A 19,784-nucleotide genomic window follows, 5' to 3' on the forward strand; every position below is an offset into this window, starting at 1 on the left:
GAGTTCATCGCCGGGGCATAGGGACGGTGAGGGTGCGCCTCAGGCCAAGACGGTGCACTCTGCGTATGTCCGAGTCCTCACGCCGCCCCCGACTGTCCCTTCCGATCGCCGCGCCGCTGATCGCCTTCGCCACGGTCGTGGCCCTCGCCGGGTGCGGATCGCTCGCGGCGCCGGCCTCGACCATGATGTCGGTCGATGCGAGCTCGTCGGCGTCGGCAACGTCTGCCACATCGAGCGCCGACGCGACGAGCGCGCTGTGGGACACCTCCGCCGTGCACACCGTGGCGATCACCGTCGATGCGGATGCCCTCTCGGCGATGATCTCGGACTATCTCTCCACGGGAGATAAGGCCTGGCTCACCGCGAGCGTGACCATCGACGGCGTGACCTACGACAACGTCGGCATCAAGCTCAAGGGCAACTCGACGTTGAAGGGGGTCACCACCTCCAGCGACCCCGCGATGCTGCCGTGGCGCATCCGGCTGGACAAGTTCGTCGACGGACAGAATGCGGACGGCGTCTCCGACTTCACGGTGCGTGCGAACAGCTCCGCGACGTCGCTGAACGAGGCCGCGGCGTTGGACGGCCTGACCACCGTCGGCCTGGCCTCCGAGAAGGCGGCCGCGACCCGCTTCTCGGTGAACGGCGGCGGGGAGGTCTTGCGGCTGAGCATCCAGGCGCTCGACGACGCGTGGGTGAGCGAGAACTTCCCGGATGCCGGTGATGGCTCGGTGCTGTACAAGGCCACTGCGGACGGCAGTTGGGACTGGCTCGGAGCCGACGCGGACTACAGCGACTCCTTCGACATCGAGGCGGGAGCCGACGATGAGGCACCGCTGATCGCTCTGCTTGATCTGGTCAACAACGGCACCGCGGACGAGATCGCTCAGAAGCTGCCGACGATGCTGGACGTCGACGCGTTCGCGACCTATCTCGCGTTCGAGGACGTGATCGACAACTTCGATGACATCTCGGGCCCGGGTAACAACGCCTACCTGTTCTGGGACTCTGCGACCCAGAAGTTCATGGTTGTCGCGTGGGATCACAACCTGGCATTCGGCGTCCAGAACACCGGCGGCGGTGCCGGCGGGGGTGGGGGCGCGCCCGGGGGTGGCGCGCCCGGGGCGGGACAGCGCGGGGGCGGCGTCGGTGCAGGAGCCGGCGGCGGTGGGGCGATGTCGCGCGACAACCCTCTGGTGGCGGCCTTCGAGGCCAACAGCGCCTGGGCGCAGGCGATCGCCGACCAGAAGACGGCGCTCGAGCAGTCCCTCGTCTCCTCCGGTGCCCTGGCATCGTCCGTCGAGAGGTGGGCGGCGTTGCTGAACGCTCAGGCGGGTGACCTGGTCGAGCCCGCCACGGTCGCATCCGAGGCGACGGCCGTGCTCGCCGCGGTGCAGTGACAGCGCGGGACGGGCGGCACGCCTCGGCAGCGGCGACCGGATACGGAGAGGGACAACGGATGCGGATGCCGCGGCATCCCCCGTCCGCATCCGTTGCCAGGCTCCGAATCCGATGCGAGCCGCTGGCGCCGCCATCTGCGGCCTCCGGTGGCCGATCAGCGCCGGGGGAGGATGTCGTCGAGGTGGGCGGCGAGCTCTGCGGCCACGTCCACGCTCTCGCGGTCGTACAGCCACTGGTACTGCAAGCCGTCCCACAGTGCGACGAGCCGGATCGCCTCGCGGGCGGGATCGCGGTGGGCCGGCAGGTCGCCGTCCTGCTGCGCCGCGCGGAGGACGGCGGTGAAATGGTCGATCGTGGCGGCGAAGCGCTGCGTGAAGTAGTCGTGCGCCGGATGGGCGGGCGGCAGTGCCTCGCACGAGAGCACCGCGTACACCTCGATGAGTCCGGGCGCGGACGCCGCATTGATCGCAGCGTTGCGCGGCAGGTCCCGCAGCGCATCGGCAGCGCGCTGGGCGTGCGCCGGCGGTGACACCGAAATGGCGCGATCGCGCTCGGCCAGCACGGCGCGCAGCAGCGCATCCTTCGACGGGTAGTGGTGCAGCAGGGCCGACTTCGACACCCCCACGCGCTCGGCGATCTCTCGCAGGCTGGTGTCGGCGTACCCATCCCGGGCGAACAGCGCCGTCGCGTCGCGCACGATCCGAGATCGCCGCTCGCGCCCGACGCGGTAGCCCTCCGTCGTCTCGGGCTCTTCGTCGACGAGATCGAGCGTCGGCCAGGGCGCGGGACGGGCGGATGCCGCGGCATCCTCACCCCCGTCGCGTTGCGCCGGACCGGGCGCGCCGGGGGCTGCGACCAGCATCTCCTGCATGTCGGTGAGCAGCGACACGAGATCCACGCGCCGGGGCAGATAGAGCTGAAGCAGCTGCAGGCCGTCCCAGACCGCCGCGATGCGGACGGCCTCGCCGCCCACGTCGCGGCCGGGATGCACCGCGCCGACGGTGCGGGCCGCGGACAGCTGCGCGACGAACACCGCGCGCAGTCGACGGTAGCGCTCGCGCATCGCCGCGTGCGCGGGGTGTCCGCGGGTGGAGCCCTCGCCGACGAGCGCCGCATACAGCGCGAGATAGCCCTCGATCGTCGCGTTCCTCGCCGCGACCGACGAGAAGAGCAGCGCGCCGGCCTCGCGCGCGCCGTCGTGGTCGGCGAGAGCCGTCTCGGTCGATCGGTCGAACCCGGCGACGACGGCGGCGAGGAGCATGTCCTTCGTCGCGAAGTGCTTCAGAAGCCCCGGGTGGCTGATGCCCGCCGCGGTCGCGACATCGCGCAGCGACGCCGCACGATACCCGCGAGAGATGAAGACCTCACGCGCGGCCTCGACGATGCGCGCGCGCGTCGCCGCAGCATTGCGTGTTCGCGCCACTGCCGTCGCCATCCTGCCTCCCCGCTCACCCTAACCCCGGCCTGCGGCGCCCGCCGGAAAGAGTTACCAATCGGTCGGGTTTCGTGTACGGTCGGCACAGAGGCGCACCGGATCCGTGCGTCGCCGTGAAAGGACCCCTCCATGACAGAGCTGTCATCCGCCCCGGCCCTCCCCGACGTCGGCGCCCGCCCCTGGCTCGACGCGACGCTCTCCGTCGACGAGCGTGTGGACCTGCTGCTGGCCGAGATGACGGTGGAGGAGAAGGCGGGCCTGTTCTTCCAGACGATGATCACGATCGGCCCCGACGGAGAGCTCTCCGGCGGCGACCCCGCGTTCGGGCTCCCGTCCACCGAGGAGTACGTGCGCGAGCGCCACATGACGCATTTCAACCTCCTGGGCGCCGCGCCCTCGGCGGGCGACATCGCACGCTGGCACAACCGGCTGCAGGAGCTCGCAGCCTCGACCCGGCTCGGCATCCCGGTGTCGCTGTCCACCGACCCCCGCCACTCGTTCACCGACAACCCCGGTGCGGCGATGCACGCCGGTCCGTTCTCGCAGTGGCCTGACGCGCTGGGGCTCGCCGCGACCCGCGACGAGGATCTCGTGCGCAGCTTCGGCGACATCGCCCGGCAGGAGTACACCGCCGTCGGCATCCGTGTCGCCCTGCACCCGCAGGTCGATCTGGCGACCGAGCCGCGTTGGGCGCGCCAGCTGCAGACGTTCGGAGAGGACGCCGAGCTGTCGGCGCGCCTCGGCGCCGCCTACATCCGCGGATTCCAGGGCGAGACGTTCGGGCCCGGCTCGGTGTCGACCATGGTCAAGCACTTCCCCGGCGGCGGGCCGCAGAAGGACGGCGAGGACCCCCACTTCGCGTACGGCCGTGAGCAGGTCTACCCCGGTGATGCATTCGAGCTGCACCTGACGCCCTTCGCGGCCGCCTTCGACGCCGGCGTGCGCCAGGTCATGCCGTACTACGGCATGCCGATCGGCACCCCCTACGAAGAGGTCGGCTTCGGTTTCAACAAGAGCGTGCTCACGGGCCTGCTCCGCCAGCGCTTCGGTTTCGACGGCGTCGTCTGCACCGATTGGGGCCTCATCACCGACAGCGACATCATGGGCACGCCCTTCCCGGCCCGCGCGTGGGGGGTGGAGCACCTCACGCCCGCCGAGCGCATGGCGAAGATCCTGGATGCCGGGGCCGACCAGTTCGGCGGTGAGCGCTGCACCGAGATCCTGGTGCAGCTCGTGGCCGACGGTGTCGTGTCCGACGCGCGCCTCGATGTGTCGGCGCGACGCCTGCTGCGCGAGAAGTTCGTCCTGGGGCTCTTCGACGACCCGTTCGTGGATGCCGAGGCGGCCGACGCGATCGTCGGCTCCGCCGCATTCCGTGCCGCGGGCGAGGCTGCGCAGCGCGCCTCGATCGCGGTGCTGTCCGCGACGGCATCCGTGCCCTTCGCCGGCGGCGTCAAGCTCTACGTCGAGGGGGTGGATGCAGCCGTCGCGGCCGCCTATGGCGAGCTCGTCGCAACCCCCGCGGAGGCCGACGTCGCGGTGCTGCGGCTTCAGGCGCCCTACGAACAGCGAGGATCGGCGTTCGAGAACTTCTTCCACGCCGGTTCGCTCGACTTCCCTGCCGAGGTGGTCGCGCACGTCGCCGAGGTCGCGGCAGTGGTGCCCACCGTGGTCGACGTCTTCCTCGATCGTCCCGCGATCCTCACACCCTTCGCCGAGCTCGGCGTGAGCCTCACCGCGAACTGGGGCGCCGGTGCCGCCGCCCTGTTCGACGTGCTCTCGGGTCGCGCGTCGGCGCGCGGAAAGCTCCCGTTCGATCTCCCTCGTTCGATGGCCGCGGTCGAGGCCTCACGTCCCGACGTCCCGTTCGACACCGCCGACCCCCTCTTCCGCTTCGGTCACGGCCTCGAGCTCTGACCCCGGATCCCACCCGGGCGCTGACCCCGGATCCTGACCCCGTTCCCACATCGGATTCGGGCCCGCGCAACAGAATCGGATGCCGCCGCGCACGGCATCCGATTCTGTGCGCGTGATCCGCATCCGCTGCGGCGCCGCGGCCCTCCGCGCGCCCGCCAGGCGGCTGCCACGCTCACGCGCGTTACCCCCGCGATCGCCCCGCGTCAAGCGGAGGCGCCGACGGTGCGCGCAGGAGTAGAACTGTGCCCGGCGTACGCGAGGTCGCGCGCCGGAGAGGAACTGCGATGGCGTCGTCGAAGATGCAGGTCAAAGAGGTGCGTTCGCTCGTGCCCGCGCGGATGGACCGGCTGCCCTGGGCCCGTTTCCACTGGATGATCGTCGTCGGCCTCGGCTTCTCGTGGGTGCTCGACGGCCTCGAGGTGCAGATCGTCGCGGCCAACGGGTACGCCCAGACCCTCGGGATGGACTCGTTCCAGGTCGGCCTTGCGGGCACGTTCTACCTGCTCGGCCAGGTCACCGGCGCCCTCGTCTTCGGCCGGCTGACTGACCGGCTCGGGCGCAAGAAACTGTTCATCCTCTCGCTCGCGATCTACCTCGTCGGCAGCGCCATGGCCGGGCTCGCCTTCGCGCCGTGGTTCTTCTACGTCTTCCGCTTCATCGCGGGAGCCGGCATCGGCGGGGAGTACGCGGCGATCAACTCGGCGATCGACGAGATCATCCCGTCGAAGTACCGCGGCCGGGTCGACATCGCGATCAACGGCACCTACTGGGGTGGGGCGGCCCTCGGCGCCGTGGCGAACGTGTTCTTCCTCAACACCGACATCCTTCCGCAGGACATCGGCTGGCGGCTCAGCTTCTTTCTCGGACCGCTCCTGGGCCTCTTGATCATCTGGCTGCGTCGCCACATCCCCGAGAGCCCCCGCTGGCAGATGACGCACGGGCAGGAGGATGCCGCGGAGCGCACGGTCGACGGCATCGAGGAGCGCATCCGCCGCGAGGGCAAGGATCTGCCTCCCGTCGACGAGTCCAAGGCGATTGTCGTCAAGGAGTACGGCCGGGTGCCGTTCCTCACGATCGCGAAGGTGCTCTTCCAGAAGTATCCGCGTCGCACGCTGGTGGGCGTGACGATGATGGTCACGCAGTCGTTCCTCTACAACGCGATCTTCTTCACCTACGCGCTCGTGCTCGAGAACTTCTACGACACGCCTCCCGCCGCGGCATCCACCTACTTCATCGTCTTCGCCATCGGCAACCTGTCGGGGGCCCTTCTTCTCGGTCACTTCTTCGACACCTGGGGACGGCGCCGCATGCTGTTCGGCACGTATGTGCTCGCCGGGCTCATCCTGCTGGTGAGCGCCTTCCTCTTCAACGCGGGGGTCCTCAACGCGGCCACGCACACGGCCTTCTGGTGCGCCTCGTTCTTCTTCGCGTCGGCGGGTGCCTCCGCGGCCTACCTCACGGTGAGCGAGATCTTCCCGCTGGAGCTTCGCAGCCAGGTGATCTCGTACGTCTTCTCGATCGGGCAGCTGGTCGGCGCGGTCGCCCCCGCGCTCTACGGCGCGCTGGTCGGCGACGGCACCGACCGCGGACCGCTGTTCTGGGGGTACGTGCTGGGCGCCGCGGTGATGATGTTCGGCGGTGTGATCGCCGGTGTGTTCGGCATCAGCGCGGCGGGCAAGTCGCTTGAGGACATCGCCGACCCCTTGTCGCTCGTCGAGGGTCCCGACGGCGGGGTCCGTGCGGGCGACGGAGGGCCGACGCGATGAATCACGGTGGAACTCAGTCTCACCAAACGTGGGTGTGGGTCTCATACAGGTGAGGATGCCGCTGGGGCACGCCGCTTTGTGGGCAGCGCGCAAGCGTTTTGCGAGGCCCCCGGCGCGCTCCTAGCGTCGAGCGTGAGTCTTCCTGTCCGCTGTCGAAAGGTACGCCGATGACCGACGCCGCCGTCCGTCCGAAGAAGCCCGCCACGAACACGCGAACGCCCGCCGGCGGGGCCCCGACCGCGGCGCACACCGCCGCAGAGGCCCACGAGCCGCGCATCCACGTCGACACCGTCACCGATCTGCTGCTGGGAACGTGGGCGCAGACCCGCCGCGAGGCTCGCGAGATGATCAAGGACCCGGCGCTCTGGAAGATCGAGGGGCTGTCGGTCGCCGACCACCGCGAACGCGTGTTCGGCCAGCTGCAGACCCTCGTCGACAACAACGGGTCGCGGCGCGCGTTCCCGAAGAAGTACGGCGGCCTCGAGGACAACGGCGCGAACCTCGCCGGATTCATGGAGCTCGTTCTGGCCGACCCGTCGCTGCAGATCAAGTCGGGTGTGCAGTGGGGCCTGTTCGGCTCCGCGATCTACCAGCTCGGAACCGAGAAGCACCACGATGCGTGGCTGCGCGACGTGATCGAACTGACGCTGCCGGGTGCGTTCGCGATGACCGAGATCGGACATGGCTCCGACGTCGCCGCCATCGGCACGACCGCCACCTACGACCCGGAGACCGAGGAGTTCGTCATCAACACGCCGTTCCGCGGCGCGTGGAAGGACTACCTCGGCAACGCCGCCGTGCACGGTCGGGCCGCGACCGTGTTCGCCCAGCTCATCACCGGGGGCGTCAACTACGGCGTGCACTGCTTCTTCGTCCCCATCCGCGACGACGAGGGCAACATGCTGCCGGGCGTGCAGAGCGAGGACGACGGCGTCAAGGGCGGGCTCAACGGCATCGACAACGGACGGCTGGCGTTCGACCACGTTCGCGTCCCGAGATTCAACCTCCTGAACCGCTACGGCGACGTCGCCGCCGACGGCACCTACAGCTCCGACATCCCGGTCCCCGGGCGCCGCTTCTTCACCATGCTCGGCGCGCTCGTGCAGGGCCGGGTCTCGCTCGACGGCGCGGCGACGACCGCGACCGCGCTCGCGCTGCACATCGCGATCACCTACGCCGGTCAGCGTCGCCAGTTCGACTCAGGGTCGGGCAGCGACGAGGTGGTGCTGCTGGATTACGGCAAGCACCAGCGGCGCCTGCTGCCCCGACTGGCGCAGGTGTACGCGCAGTTCTTCGCGAACGACGAGCTGCTGCGCACCTTCGACGGCGTCTTCAGCGGACGCACCGACACCCCCGACGAGCGCGAGAACCTCGAGACCCTCGCCGCCGCGCTGAAGCCGCTGTCCACGTGGAACGCTCTCGACACCATCCAGGAATGCCGCGAGGCCTGCGGAGGCTCGGGCTTCATGGCCGACAACCGTCTCGTCGGGCTGCACCACGACCTCGACGTCTACGTCACCTTCGAGGGCGATAACAACGTCCTGCTCCAGCTGGTCGGCAAGCGCCTGCTCAACGACTTCGCGAAGCAGTTCAAGGGCGCGGATGCCGCGAAGCTCGCGTCCTTCGCCGCGAAGCAGACCGCCGGCAAGGTGTTCCACGGGGCGGGGCTGCGCCAGCTCGGTCAGGCCGTCACCGACTTCGGCTCCACCGCGCGCTCGGTCGAGCTCGGGCTGCGGGCCGAGCAGCAGCACGAGCTGCTCGCGGAGCGCGTGCGGCAGATGATCGAAGACATCGCCGGGCGGCTGCGCCCGGCATCCAAGGCGTCGCCCGCCGAGGCGGCGGCGATCTTCAATGCGAATCAGGCCGAGCTGATCGAGGCGGCGCGGGCACACGGCGAGCTGCTGCAGTGGGAGGCGTTCAGCGACGGCATCGCCGGTATCTCCGATCCCGGCACGGCGCAGGTGCTGGGGTGGCTGCGCGATCTGTTCGGCCTGCACCTCATCGAGAAGCACCTCGCCTGGTACCTCATCAACGGCCGACTGTCGGCACAGCGCGCGGCATCCGTCTCGAAGTACATCGACCGCCTGCTGCTGCGGCTGCGCCCGCACGCGCAGGATCTCGTCGACGCGTTCGCCTTCGAGCCTGAGCACGTCCGCGCACCCATCGCCTCCGGTGCCGAGCAGGAGCGCCAGCGCGAGGCGCGGGCCTACTACGCCGATCTCGCCGCCGCCGGCGAGGCGCCCGTCTCGGAGAAGTCGCTCAAGAAGAAGTAGGTAGCGCCGCGGAGGGTGCGCGCCTCACCGGCGTTCGTAGGTGAAGCTGCCGCGGTAGCGGAACGCCGTGCCGATTCCGCGCAGTCGCACGACGGCATCCACTCGCTGCAGGCCGTCGGTGATCCGTTCATCGACGACGACCTGGGCGAACGGCGGCAGGGGGATGCGCCGGCCGGCGATCCGCCAGGCGAGTCGATCCGAGCGCAGCCGAAGGCCGCCATCGATCACGGCGGCAGTGAGGCGCACCTCCAACCCTCCCCGTCGCCCGAGCCGGTCGACGATCGCGCCCTCGACGGCCTGCATGCTGTCGAGCATGACGCGCTCGCGTCTGCGAAACCGGAAGGTGCGGACGGCGCGCAGGGTCCCGTCGGGCCCGCGCTCGTTGCGTACCGAGAACGGCACCTCCTGCTCGTTCTCGGGAAACAGCACGCGCCGCCATGCCAGGACGACGAAGACGGGTCGCAGGAGCGCGATCCTCGCTCCGGCGACCTCGAAGGTGCCTTCGCCGGCGCCGACCGCGCCCGGGGGGATCGGTCCGAAGTAGACGCGTAGGCGTGGGTCGAGGTCGGCGAAGCGCAGACCGAGCACCTTCTGATAGACCGACGTGTCACTGGACGCGCTCATGCCTCCGAGGGTATCTTGTTTTGAACACGTTCAGAAAGGGAATGCCGGTGCACGAGCAGACACGGCGGCGCGTCGTCGTCGCCGGGGCGTCGGGCTTCATCGGGAGGGCCGCCGTCGCGTCGTTGCGCGCTCGTGGCGACGAGGTCACGGTCGTCGGTCGCACCACCGGGGTGGCCTGGAACGACGCCGCCGCACTCGTCAGAGCGGTCGAGGGAGCCGAGGTCGTCGTGAACCTGGCGGGGAAGTCGGTCAATTGCCGCTACACCGACCGCAACCGCGACGAGATCCTGCGCTCACGCATCGAGACGACGCGCGCCCTGCGGACGGCGATCGCGGCGGCGTCGTCGCCTCCGGCCGTGTGGCTGAACGCGTCCACCGCCACGATCTACCGGCACCGCACCAATGCCCCGCACACCGAGCATGCCGGCGAGCTCGGCACGGGATTCTCCGTCGACGTGGCGCGGGCGTGGGAGCACGAGCTTTTCGCGGGAGAGCTTCCGCAGACGCGCCGTGTCGCGATGCGGATGGCGATCGTGCTGGGCGACGGCCCCGCCACCCGGATGCTGACGACGCTCGCCCGTCTCGGCCTCGGCGGATCTCAGCGCGACGGCTGGTGGCTGCAGCACCGCCGCTACCGCGGCATCGGGCCGCATCCGAGCGGCGATGGTCGCGCGCCGCACCACCGCACCCGCGGACGCCAGCGCTTCAGCTGGGTGCACATCGACGACGTCGTGGCCGCGATGCACTTTCTGATCGAGCGTGACGAGCTGGCCGGCGTCGTCAACGTCGTCGCGCCGCAGGCCTCCGACAACCGCACGCTCATGCGCACACTGCGGCGCATCGTCGGCGCTCCCTTCGGGGTGCCCGCCTTCCGCTGGATGCTGGAGCCGGCGATGTGGCTGCTGCGCACCGAGCCGGAGCTCGTGCTGAAGAGCCGCTGGGTCGTCCCCGAGCGGCTGACCGCGGCCGGGTTCGTCTTCGCGCACCGTGACCTGGAGGAGGCGCTGCGGGCGAGTCTCGCATCAGCCGCCCCGCGCGGCGCCCGCGCCGGCGTCGCCGGGGATGTCGGCGCCCGCGGTTAGCCTGACCGGGTGGATGATCTGCGCGAAGGCCCGGACGGCCTGCTCCGGTGTGGCTGGGTGGGCGACGACCCGGAGTACCGGCGCTATCACGACGAGGAGTGGGGTCGTCCCCTGCACGGCGACCGCGCCCTCTTCGAGAAGATGAGCCTCGAGGGCTTCCAGGCGGGGCTGTCGTGGATCACGATCCTGCGGAAGCGCCCCCGATTCCGCGAGGTGTTCGCAAACTTCCAGCCCGCCGTGGTCGCGGAGTTCGACGAGGACGATGTCGAGCGGCTGATGGCGGATGCCGGGATCATCCGCAACCGCGCGAAGATCCTCGCGACCATCGGCAACGCACGACTCGTGCGGGAGATGGAGCCGGGTGCGCTCGACGATCTCATGTGGTCGTTCGCGCCGCCGGTGCGGGCCGAGAGCGAGCGTCCGGTCGCGTTCGCCGACGTGCCGGCCGTGACGGCGGCATCCGATGCCCTCTCGAAGGCGCTGCGCAGCGCCGGCTTCCGCTTCGTGGGATCGACGACGATGTACGCACTCATGCAGTCGGCCGGGATGGTCGACGATCACCTCGCGGGGTGTCATCGCGCGGTGTGAACGCGCGAGCGGGTCGACGCGGGGCTGTGCGACGTCGCACCCTCGCGGCAGACTGTCGCCATGACACCGGCATCCGAACACGTCGCCGACTCCCACGGCCTCATCCGCGTCGTGGGCGCACGCGAGAACAATCTGCAGGGCGTCGACGTGGAGATCCCGAAGCGTCGGCTCACGGTCTTCACCGGCGTCAGCGGTTCGGGCAAGTCGAGTCTCGTCTTCGGGACCATCGCGGCCGAGTCGCAGCGGCTGATCAACGAGACCTATCCGACGTTCGTGCAGCAGTTCATGGGCCAGGTGAACCGGCCCGAGGTCGACGGGCTCGAGAACATCAGTCCGGCGATCGTCGTCGACCAGGAGCGTATGGGCGCGAACGCACGCTCGACCGTCGGGACGGCGACCGATGTCCACGCGATGCTGCGGGTGCTGTACAGCCGCATCGGCCATCCGCACATCGGTTCGCCGCAGGCGTTCTCCTTCAACGTGCCATCCGCATCCGGATCGGGATCCCTCACGGTCGCGGCGGGCGCGTCCACGACGCAGCACCGCCGATTCGAGATCACGGGCGGGATGTGCGCGGCGTGCGAGGGCCTGGGGCAGGCGAGCGAGATCGACATCGACGAGGTGCTCGACCGCTCGCTGTCTTTGCGCGACGGAGCCATTCGCGTGCCCGGCTACACGCCCGACGGTTGGATGGTGAAGGGGTACAGCGAGTCCGGTTTCTTCCCGCCCGACGAGCCCATCGCGCAGTTCACCGCGACGCAGCTGAACGACCTGCTCTACAAGGAGCAGACGAAGGTCAAGGTCGCCGGCATCAACATGACCTACGAAGGACTCATCCTCAAGATCACGAAGTCGATCCTGCAGAAGGATCGCGACAGTCTCCAGCCGCACGTGCGCAGTTTCGTCGACCGCGCGGTGAAGTTCATGCCGTGCACCGCCTGCGGCGGTACGCGCCTCAATGACGGAGCCCGGTCGTCGACCATCGCCGGGGTCAGCATCGCGGACGCGGCGGCCATGCAGATCACCGAGCTCGCGGAGTGGGTCGCCTCCATCACCGATGCCTCGGTGGCCCCGCTCGTCGCGGGCCTGCGTCAGACGCTCGACTCCTTCGTCGCGATCGGCCTCGGCTACCTGTCGCTCGATCGCGCCAGCGGCACACTGTCGGGAGGCGAGGCCCAGCGGACCAAGATGATCCGCCACCTCGGCTCGAGTCTCACCGATGTCACGTACGTCTTCGACGAACCCACCACGGGCCTGCACCCGCACGACATCCAGCGGATGAACGACCTGCTCCTGCTCCTGCGTGACAAGGGCAACACGGTTCTCGTCGTCGAGCACAAGCCCGAGGTCGTCGCCATCGCCGACCACGTCGTCGACCTCGGACCCGGTGCCGGCCGCGCCGGTGGACGCATCGTGTACGAGGGCGACGTCGCGGGGCTTCGTGCCTCGGGAACGCTCACCGGCACCCACCTCGATCACCGTGCGCGACTCAAGACTGCGACGCGCACGGCGCGCGGCGCACTCCAGATCCGCGGCGCAAATCTGCACAACCTGCGTTCCGTGGACGTCGACGTGCCTCTCGGCATCCTCACCGTCGTCACGGGAGTCGCGGGATCGGGCAAGTCGTCGCTCATCCACGGCAGCCTGCCGGCGTTCGACGACGTCGTCGTCGTCGACCAGACGGCCATCAAAGGCTCGCGCCGTTCGAGTCCGGCGACCTACACCGGTGTGCTGGATGCGATCCGCACCGCGTTCGCGAAGGCGAACGGCGTCAAGCCCGGATTGTTCAGCGCCAACTCCGAAGGCGCCTGCCCCGCGTGTCGAGGCCTCGGTGTCATCATCACCAATCTCGGGTTCACACAGAGTGTCGAGACCCGCTGCGAGCTGTGCGGCGGCAGCGGGTTCAGCGACACCGTGCTCGAGTACCGGTGGCAGGGCAAGACGATCGCGGAGGTGCTGGCGATGTCGGCCGACGAGGCTGCCCCGTTCGTCGGCACGGGGCCGGCCCACGCGGTCCTGCGACGGATGATCGACGTCGGGCTGGGCTACACGACGCTGGGCCAGTCGCTCTCCTCGCTGTCAGGCGGCGAGCGGCAGCGTCTGAAGCTCGCGATCGCGATGGCCAAGCCCGGCGCCGTGTACGTTCTCGACGAGCCGACGACCGGCCTGCACCTCGCCGACGTCGACAACCTGCTCGCGTTGCTGGATCGTCTCGTGGATGCCGGCAACTCGGTGATCGCGATCGAGCACCACCAGGCGGTCATGGCGCACGCCGATTGGATCATCGACGTCGGTCCGGGCGCCGGTCGCGAGGGTGGTCGAGTCGTGTTCGCGGGAACACCTGAGGACCTGGTAGCCACGGGTGAGACGCTCACGGCTCGTCATCTGGCTACCTACGTCGGAGCATGACGATCCAATAGTGGGTAGTTCTCCCCATGTGCAAGGGCACGCAGCCGTTGATTTCGTGACGTAGGCTATCCGGGTCTGCACGACGTGTGCGCCTGCTTCAGCAACAGGTCCCGACGCCACGCAAATGAATACGAGCCCGGAGGGGAGCCGAGCCCACAATGAAGTCCTTTGCGTGGCTTCGCGCGCGTCCGCGTACGCTGATTTCGACCGCCGCGGTCACCGCGGCCGCTCTCGTGGTCGGCTTTTTCGCGGTGTCGTACGAGGGCAAGCCGACCACCGAGGTCGACCTCAATGACGGCGGTGTGTGGGTCACGAAGCAGTCCAGCCTGCTGATCGGCCACTTCAACCACTCCTCGCGCGTGCTCGACGGGGGCCTGCGTGCCGGTACGTCCGACTACGACATCCTGCAGAGCGGCACCCGTGTGCTCGTCGTCGACTCGACGGCGTCGTCGATCGCTGCCGTCGATCCCGCCCGTGTCATCATGTCGGACTCCGCCGAGCTCAAGCCCGGGGCCGCCGTCGCGATGGGCGCGGACACCGTCGCGGTCATCGAGCCCACGGGAGCACTCTGGACCAGCCCGTTCACGGCCATCAGCGGTATCGGCGCCCAGGGCACCGAACCCGTCGCCGACGAGGGCAAGAACGCGAAGGTCGCCGTCGGCGTCGACGGCACGGTGTACGCGGCCTCAGCGTCGGAGGCCGCCGTCCGTTCGTACGGACAGGGAGACGACGGCACGACGGTGCAGAAGTCGTCGCGCGATCTTCCCGGTGTGACGGCCGACCACAAGCTCTCCTTGACCGTCGTCGGCACCACGCCGTATGTGCTCGACCACGACACCAACACGCTCTACGGCGGCGACGGGCTGCGCGTGCAGGTGCCGGGCGACGCCGTGCTCCAGCAACCGTCGGGCACGGCCGACGCCGTGACCCTCGCAACGCCGACGTCGCTGGTGCGCATCCCCACGGGGGGCGGCGATCCCCAGACGATCGAGGCCGGCGGCTCGAAGGGCACGCCCGCCGAGCCGGTCTCTGTGGCCGGCTGCGCGTACGGCGCCTGGTCGGGCAGCGGACGGTTCGTCCGCGACTGTCCCGGCGACGCCGACGACGCCGCGCGGGACGTTCCCGGCGTCGAGGCGACGAGCGTGCTGCGCTTCCGGGTCAATCGCGACGTCGTCGTGCTCAACGACGTCTTCGGCGGCGCCGCGTGGATGGCCTCGGACTCGATGCAGCGCGTCGACAACTGGCAGGACATCACGCCGCCCGAGGGCGACGGCGACGATGAGGAGAAGACAACCGAGGAGACCGTGCAGACCACGCTCCCCGAGCGCACCGACCAGAACACCCCGCCGATCGCACAGGACGATCAGTACGGGGTGCGCCCCGGCCGCACGACGGTGCTGCCCGTCCTCGACAACGACACCGATGCCGACGGCGACGTCCTCGTCGCCGCCCCCTCATCCACCCCCGCGTTCGGCAGCGTCGAGCCGATCAACAACGGGGCGGCTCTGCAGTTCACCGCTCCCGAGGGGGCGACCGGCTCGACGAGTTTCCGCTACACCGTGGAAGACGGTCGTGGCGGCGAAGCCACCGCGACGGTCACGGTGACGGTGCACCCGTTCGATGTGAACGCGGCGCCGGTGCAGAAACGCACCACGCCGATCACCGTCGAGTCGGGTGGCACGGCCTCGTACAACGTGTTGTCGGACTGGATCGACCCCGACGGCGATGACATCTTCCTCAAGGACGTCGCCGCCGACGGCGGCGACGAGGCGGACTTCACGCCGGATGGGCAGATCACGTACCGCGCGATCGGCGGCGTCCAGGGGCGCAAGGACGTGCCGATCGTCGTGTCGGACGGCACGGCGGACGGCGCCGGGATCGCGCGCTACGACATCCGCCCGCTCGGCACGACCGTGCCGGTGACCAACTCCGACCACGTCGTCACACAGGTCGGACGCACGGTGACGGTCTCTCCGCTCACGAACGACACGAGCTCCGGCAGTGAACCCTTGCGCCTCACCCGCGTCGACGAGGTGCCCGGCGCGACGATCGTCCCCGACTTCGCGAACAAGACCTTCACGTTCACGGCCTCCAGCCCCGGCACGTACTATCCGCAGTACCTCGTATCGGCCGGCCCCAACTCCGTTCCGGGTCTCGTCCGCATCGATGTGCTCCCGGCATCCAACGAGGACCTGCCACCCGTCGCGGTGCGCGATGTGGCTCTGCTGCCCGTCGGCGGCGACGTACTCGTCAACGTGCTGTCCAACGACACCGATCCCGCCGGCGGCATCCTGGTGGTGCAGTCGGTCAGCTCCGTGCCCGGCTCCGGCGTCGCGGCTGCGGTGCTGGGCCACGAGACCGTGCGCATCAGCGACATCGGGTCGCTGAGCAAGCAGGTGCGCGTCGGATACACGATCTCCAACGGGTCGCGCACGGCCGAGGGTGAGATCGTCGTGATCCCGGTGCCGCCGCCCGCAAAGCTGCGCCCGCCGGTCGCCAACGACGACCAGGCCGTCGTGCGCGTCGGCGACACCGTCACCATCCCCGTGCTGGCGAACGACTATCACCCCAACGGCGACACGATGCACGTCGCCCCCGATCTCGTGCCGCCGCTGGTCGACCCCGCCGACGGCGAGGCCTTCGTCTCCGAGGACAAGGTGCGCTTCCGCGCCGGCAGCACCCCCAAGACCGTCTACGTCACGTATGAAGCCGTCGACTCCACCGGTCAGCGCGACGCGGGATACGTGACGATCCAGATCCTGCCGCGCAATGACGAGGCCAACTCCGCGCCGAAGCCGCGCGATCTCACCGCGCGCACGCTGAGCGGTTCGACCGTCACGATCCCCGTGCCGCTGGACGGCATCGACCAGGACGGCGATTCGGTCGAGCTGGTCGGCATCGCCGACGCGCCCAAGAAGGGCCGCATCGTCGAGACCGGGGCGAACTCGTTCACCTACGAGGCGTTCGGCGACTCCGCGGGCGTCGATCGGTTCTCCTACCGGGTGCGCGACAGCCTCGGCAAGGACGCCACAGCCACCGTGCAGGTGGGCATCGCGCCCGCGGCATCCGTGAACCAGGCGCCTTACGCCGTGCGCGACACGGTGACGATCCGCCCGGGACGCGAGGTCGCGGTGCCGGTCCTCGCCAACGACTCCGACCCCGACGGCGACGAGTTCGGTTTCGCCCAGGACGACCCGGTGACGCTGCCGCCGAACGTCCCCGGCCTGAAGGCGCGCGTCAGCGGGAAGTATCTGCTCATCACGGCTCCGAACGAGCAGATGAACACGTCGCTGCAGTACGCGATCACCGACTCACGCGGCGCGCGGGCCTCGACCAGCGTGCAGATCACCGTCGACCCGAACGTTCCGCTCGAGCGTCCCATCGCCCGCGACGACCGCGTGCGCGCCGAAGACGTCAAGGACGGCACCACGGCCGATGTGGCGGTGCTCGAGAACGACGACGATCCCGACGGTACGAAGAGCGATCTCACGGTGACCCTCGGTGCGGGCGGGGACAACGCCCGCGTCGGCGCGGACGGCACCGTGCGCGTTCAGGTCGCCGACCAGCGCCAGCTCATCACCTACATGGTCACCGACCCCGACGGTCTCACCGACTCTGCGTTCATCCGGGTGCCGGCGCTGTCGGAGCTGCCGCCGAGCCTCATCTCCACCAAACCCGTCGAGGTCAAGAGCGGCGAGACCATCGATCTTCCGCTGTCGCAGTACGTGCGCGCGGCCGGTGGCAAGAGCGTTGTGATCACCGAGGCCGCCAAGGTGTCGGCGGTGCACGCCAACGGTGCGAACCTCATCAAGGACCAGCAGACGCTCGTCTACACCTCGGCCGAGCGCTACTTCGGTTCCGACGCGCTGACGTTCGAGGTCACCGACGGCGACGGTCCCGACGACCCGACCGGGCGCAAGGCCACGCTCACGATCCCGATCACGGTTCTGCCGCCCGACAACCAGTCGCCGACGATGCTCGGCGCCTCCATGAACGTCGCGCCCGGTGAGGATGCCACCGTGCTCGACCTCGCGGCGCTCGCGACGGATCCCGACCCCGGCGATCAGGGCAAGCTGAAATTCGCGATCAAGGGCTCCACGCCCGACGGACTCACCGCCTCGGTCGACGGCACGCAGCTGAAGGTGTCGGCCGCGGCATCCACGAAGAAGGGCACGCGCGCCGACCTGACGGTCACCGCCGACGACGGCACCACGACGCCGGCGGAAGCGACGATCTCGATCACCGTCACCGCGTCGACGCGGCCGCTGGCCAGCGCCAACGACGACGTCATCGCCGAGTCGGCCCAGGGCTCGACCGAATCGGTGCCCGTGCTCGCCAACGACGTCAACCCGTTCCCCGACACCCCGCTCAAGATCGAGAGCGCGGTGCTGGAGACCGGGCAGGCCCAGGTGGCCGTCAAGGGCGACCGGGTGGAGGTCACCAGCGACAAATCGTTCGTCGGCACCGTCATCGCGCGCTACCGCGTGATGGACGCGACCGGAGACCCCGACCGCGCGGTCGAGGGACGCATCCGCATCACGGTGCAGGGAAAGCCGGATGCCCCGGGTCGCCCCGTCGTCTCCAGCATCCAGAGCCGCACGGTCGTGCTCTCGTGGACCCCGCCGACCGACAACGGGTCGCCGATCACCGGGTACACCGTGACCTCGACGGCGAACAACTACATGAAGCAGTGCGCGTCGACCACGTGCACCCTGGACGGGCTCACCAACAACGTCGAGTACAACTTCGTGGTCACGGCCAGCAACAAGGTCGGCACGTCCGACCCGTCGCTGCCGTCGGAGACCGCACGCCCCGACGTGCGCCCCGACACCCCCGCGCCGCCGACGCTGCAGTTCGGCGACCGCAGCCTCACCGTGTCATGGGTTCCGCCGCGCTCGGAGGGCTCGCCGGTCACGTCGTACACGCTGGAGATCTCGCCGGCGCCGCCGTCGGGCATCGTGCAGAAGACGGGCGTCACCGGAACCTCGATCGTCTGGGACGGCCTCGAGAACGGGGCGTCGTACCAGGTGCGCGTGCGCGCCCACAACAAGGCGCCGGATCCGAGCGAGTTCAGCCCCTGGTCGGCGTCGATGGTGCCGGCCGGAAAGCCGGACGCGCCCGCCGCGCCCACGACGACGCTCCTCTCGCCGGTGGGCTCGCAGGCTCAGATCCAGGTCGACTGGAAGGCGCCCGCCAACAACGGCGACGCGATCTCCGGGTACGAGCTGCGGGTCCTGCGCGGCGGCTCCGTGGTGAACACCATCCCGGTCTCGGGCAGCCAGACGAGCCAGGCCGTCAAGGTCGACACGTCCACGACGGACTACACGTTCGACGTCCGGGCACAGAACAAGGCCGGCTGGGGCGACCGCAGCCCGCAGTCCGCCCCGCGTCGCGGCGTCACCGCTCCGGCGGCGCCGACGGGTGTCGCAGCCCGAGAGGGCAACAACACGGTCGATGTCTCGTGGCAGGCGGGTTCCGGCAACGGAGCCACCGCGAACGAGATCCGGTATCAGTACTCCGTGAACGGCGGCGGCTGGCGCGGCGACTGGGTCGGCGGCGGCACCAACGGCGCCGGCACGATCGGCAACGGCCAGGTCAACAACAACGGCACCTACACGATCCGGGTACGGGCGGTGTCGACCGTCGACGGCAGCACCTACGCCAGCGACGCGTCGAACGAGTCCAACGCGGTGGCGCCGTACGGCCCGATCGGCAATCCGTCGGCGAACGCCTCGGCATCCGGGACGAACATCACGTACTCGTGGTCGTCGCCGTCCCGCAACGGGCGCGACATCGCCACCGAGGTGTACATCGACGGAGGCCTCGTCAGCCGTGACGCGAGCGGCTCGATCACGCGCGGCTACGGCTACAGCGAGACGCACAGCATCGAGGTGCGCACGAGCGCGGCGGGTCAGACGACCACGGCGTCCTCGTCCGCACGCACGGTCGACGCCCCGCCGCCTCCGCAGCCCCGGGTGTGGGTCACGCGCGGCAACTTCGAAGCGGCGGGCTGTGTCAACGGGTGCTACCACTTCGTCGTCAACACGCGGAACTTCGATGCCGGCAACTACCGCATCGAGTGCTGGAACGACTCCGGGGGGGCGCACAAGTTCGGCACCACCTACGCGTTCGACCTTCCCCGCGATGGTGCGGTCGAGCTCTACTGCTACAGCGGCGCCGACGGCTACAACGTGTGGGTCGACATCCTCGGATGGGGTGGCTCCGTCGATACGGAGAAGCAGTGGTGGCCCCGAAATTGACCTCGACAACGACAGTCCGACAGCAAGGA

Annotated in this window: 10 protein-coding genes; 8 read left to right on the forward strand and 2 right to left on the reverse strand. The window is 69.6% G+C overall.

Annotated elements, in window-relative coordinates:
• The first annotated feature begins 65 nt into the window (after positions 1–65).
• Positions 66–1,400, forward strand: a complete 1,335-nt coding sequence (locus CEP17_RS11055; protein ID WP_112932271.1) for a CotH kinase family protein — start codon at positions 66–68, stop codon at positions 1,398–1,400.
• Positions 1,401–1,555: 155 nt separating this feature from the next.
• Here the strand turns inward: CEP17_RS11055 and CEP17_RS11060 are convergent, their stop codons facing one another.
• Positions 1,556–2,836, reverse strand: a complete 1,281-nt coding sequence (locus CEP17_RS11060; RefSeq protein WP_112932272.1) for a TetR/AcrR family transcriptional regulator — start codon at positions 2,834–2,836, stop codon at positions 1,556–1,558.
• Between the two features lie 129 nt (positions 2,837–2,965).
• On the opposite strand from CEP17_RS11060, the gene CEP17_RS11065 reads away from it, so the two are divergent.
• The 3 genes from CEP17_RS11065 to CEP17_RS11075 all read left to right on the forward strand — a co-directional run bounded on the left by CEP17_RS11065 (position 2,966) and on the right by CEP17_RS11075 (position 8,792).
• The gene (locus CEP17_RS11065; RefSeq protein ID WP_112932273.1) at positions 2,966–4,753 is read left to right on the forward strand and encodes a glycoside hydrolase family 3 N-terminal domain-containing protein; all 1,788 of its coding nucleotides are present in this window, start codon (positions 2,966–2,968) and stop codon (positions 4,751–4,753) included.
• 284 nt (positions 4,754–5,037) lie between these two features.
• On the forward strand, positions 5,038–6,519 hold the full coding sequence (locus CEP17_RS11070) for an MFS transporter (RefSeq protein ID WP_112932274.1): 1,482 nt from the start codon (positions 5,038–5,040) through the stop codon (positions 6,517–6,519).
• A 167-nt stretch (positions 6,520–6,686) separates the two neighbouring features.
• On the forward strand, positions 6,687–8,792 hold the full coding sequence (locus CEP17_RS11075; RefSeq protein ID WP_112932275.1) for an acyl-CoA dehydrogenase: 2,106 nt from the start codon (positions 6,687–6,689) through the stop codon (positions 8,790–8,792).
• 24 nt (positions 8,793–8,816) lie between these two features.
• Here CEP17_RS11075 and CEP17_RS11080 read toward each other — a convergent pair whose 3' ends face one another.
• Complete coding sequence (locus CEP17_RS11080; RefSeq protein WP_112932276.1) at positions 8,817–9,416, reverse strand: DUF4166 domain-containing protein; 600 nt, start codon at positions 9,414–9,416, stop codon at positions 8,817–8,819.
• Between the two features lie 41 nt (positions 9,417–9,457).
• On the opposite strand from CEP17_RS11080, the gene CEP17_RS11085 reads away from it, so the two are divergent.
• The 4 genes from CEP17_RS11085 to CEP17_RS11100 all read left to right on the forward strand — a co-directional run bounded on the left by CEP17_RS11085 (position 9,458) and on the right by CEP17_RS11100 (position 19,755).
• On the forward strand, positions 9,458–10,498 hold the full coding sequence (locus tag CEP17_RS11085) for a DUF1731 domain-containing protein (RefSeq protein ID WP_112932277.1): 1,041 nt from the start codon (positions 9,458–9,460) through the stop codon (positions 10,496–10,498).
• 9 nt (positions 10,499–10,507) lie between these two features.
• Positions 10,508–11,086 carry a DNA-3-methyladenine glycosylase I gene (locus CEP17_RS11090; RefSeq protein ID WP_112932278.1) on the forward strand — a complete coding sequence of 193 codons (579 nt, stop codon included), beginning with the start codon at positions 10,508–10,510 and terminating at the stop codon, positions 11,084–11,086.
• 60 nt (positions 11,087–11,146) lie between these two features.
• Positions 11,147–13,495, forward strand: coding sequence for an excinuclease ABC subunit UvrA (locus CEP17_RS11095; protein ID WP_112932279.1), 2,349 nt, complete (start codon positions 11,147–11,149; stop codon positions 13,493–13,495).
• Between the two features lie 158 nt (positions 13,496–13,653).
• The gene (locus CEP17_RS11100; RefSeq protein ID WP_112932280.1) at positions 13,654–19,755 is read left to right on the forward strand and encodes an Ig-like domain-containing protein; all 6,102 of its coding nucleotides are present in this window, start codon (positions 13,654–13,656) and stop codon (positions 19,753–19,755) included.
• The last annotated feature ends 29 nt before the right edge of the window (positions 19,756–19,784 follow it).

Origin of the sequence: Microbacterium sp. PM5 (assembly GCF_003293595.1) — a bacterium.
GTDB lineage: Bacteria > Actinomycetota > Actinomycetes > Actinomycetales > Microbacteriaceae > Microbacterium.

Bases quoted from the DNA above. Each gene is read 5' to 3' on its own strand.
- CEP17_RS11055 (WP_112932271.1), top strand. From the start codon at position 66: ATGTCCGAGTCCTCACGCCGCCCCCGACTGTCCCTTCCGATCGCCGCG.
- CEP17_RS11060 (WP_112932272.1), bottom strand. From the start codon at position 2,836: ATGGCGACGGCAGTGGCGCGAACACGCAATGCTGCGGCGACGCGCGCG.
- CEP17_RS11065 (WP_112932273.1), top strand. From the start codon at position 2,966: ATGACAGAGCTGTCATCCGCCCCGGCCCTCCCCGACGTCGGCGCCCGC.
- CEP17_RS11070 (WP_112932274.1), top strand. From the start codon at position 5,038: ATGGCGTCGTCGAAGATGCAGGTCAAAGAGGTGCGTTCGCTCGTGCCC.
- CEP17_RS11075 (WP_112932275.1), top strand. From the start codon at position 6,687: ATGACCGACGCCGCCGTCCGTCCGAAGAAGCCCGCCACGAACACGCGA.
- CEP17_RS11080 (WP_112932276.1), bottom strand. From the start codon at position 9,416: ATGAGCGCGTCCAGTGACACGTCGGTCTATCAGAAGGTGCTCGGTCTG.
- CEP17_RS11085 (WP_112932277.1), top strand. From the start codon at position 9,458: ATGCCGGTGCACGAGCAGACACGGCGGCGCGTCGTCGTCGCCGGGGCG.
- CEP17_RS11095 (WP_112932279.1), top strand. From the start codon at position 11,147: ATGACACCGGCATCCGAACACGTCGCCGACTCCCACGGCCTCATCCGC.
- CEP17_RS11100 (WP_112932280.1), top strand. From the start codon at position 13,654: ATGAAGTCCTTTGCGTGGCTTCGCGCGCGTCCGCGTACGCTGATTTCG.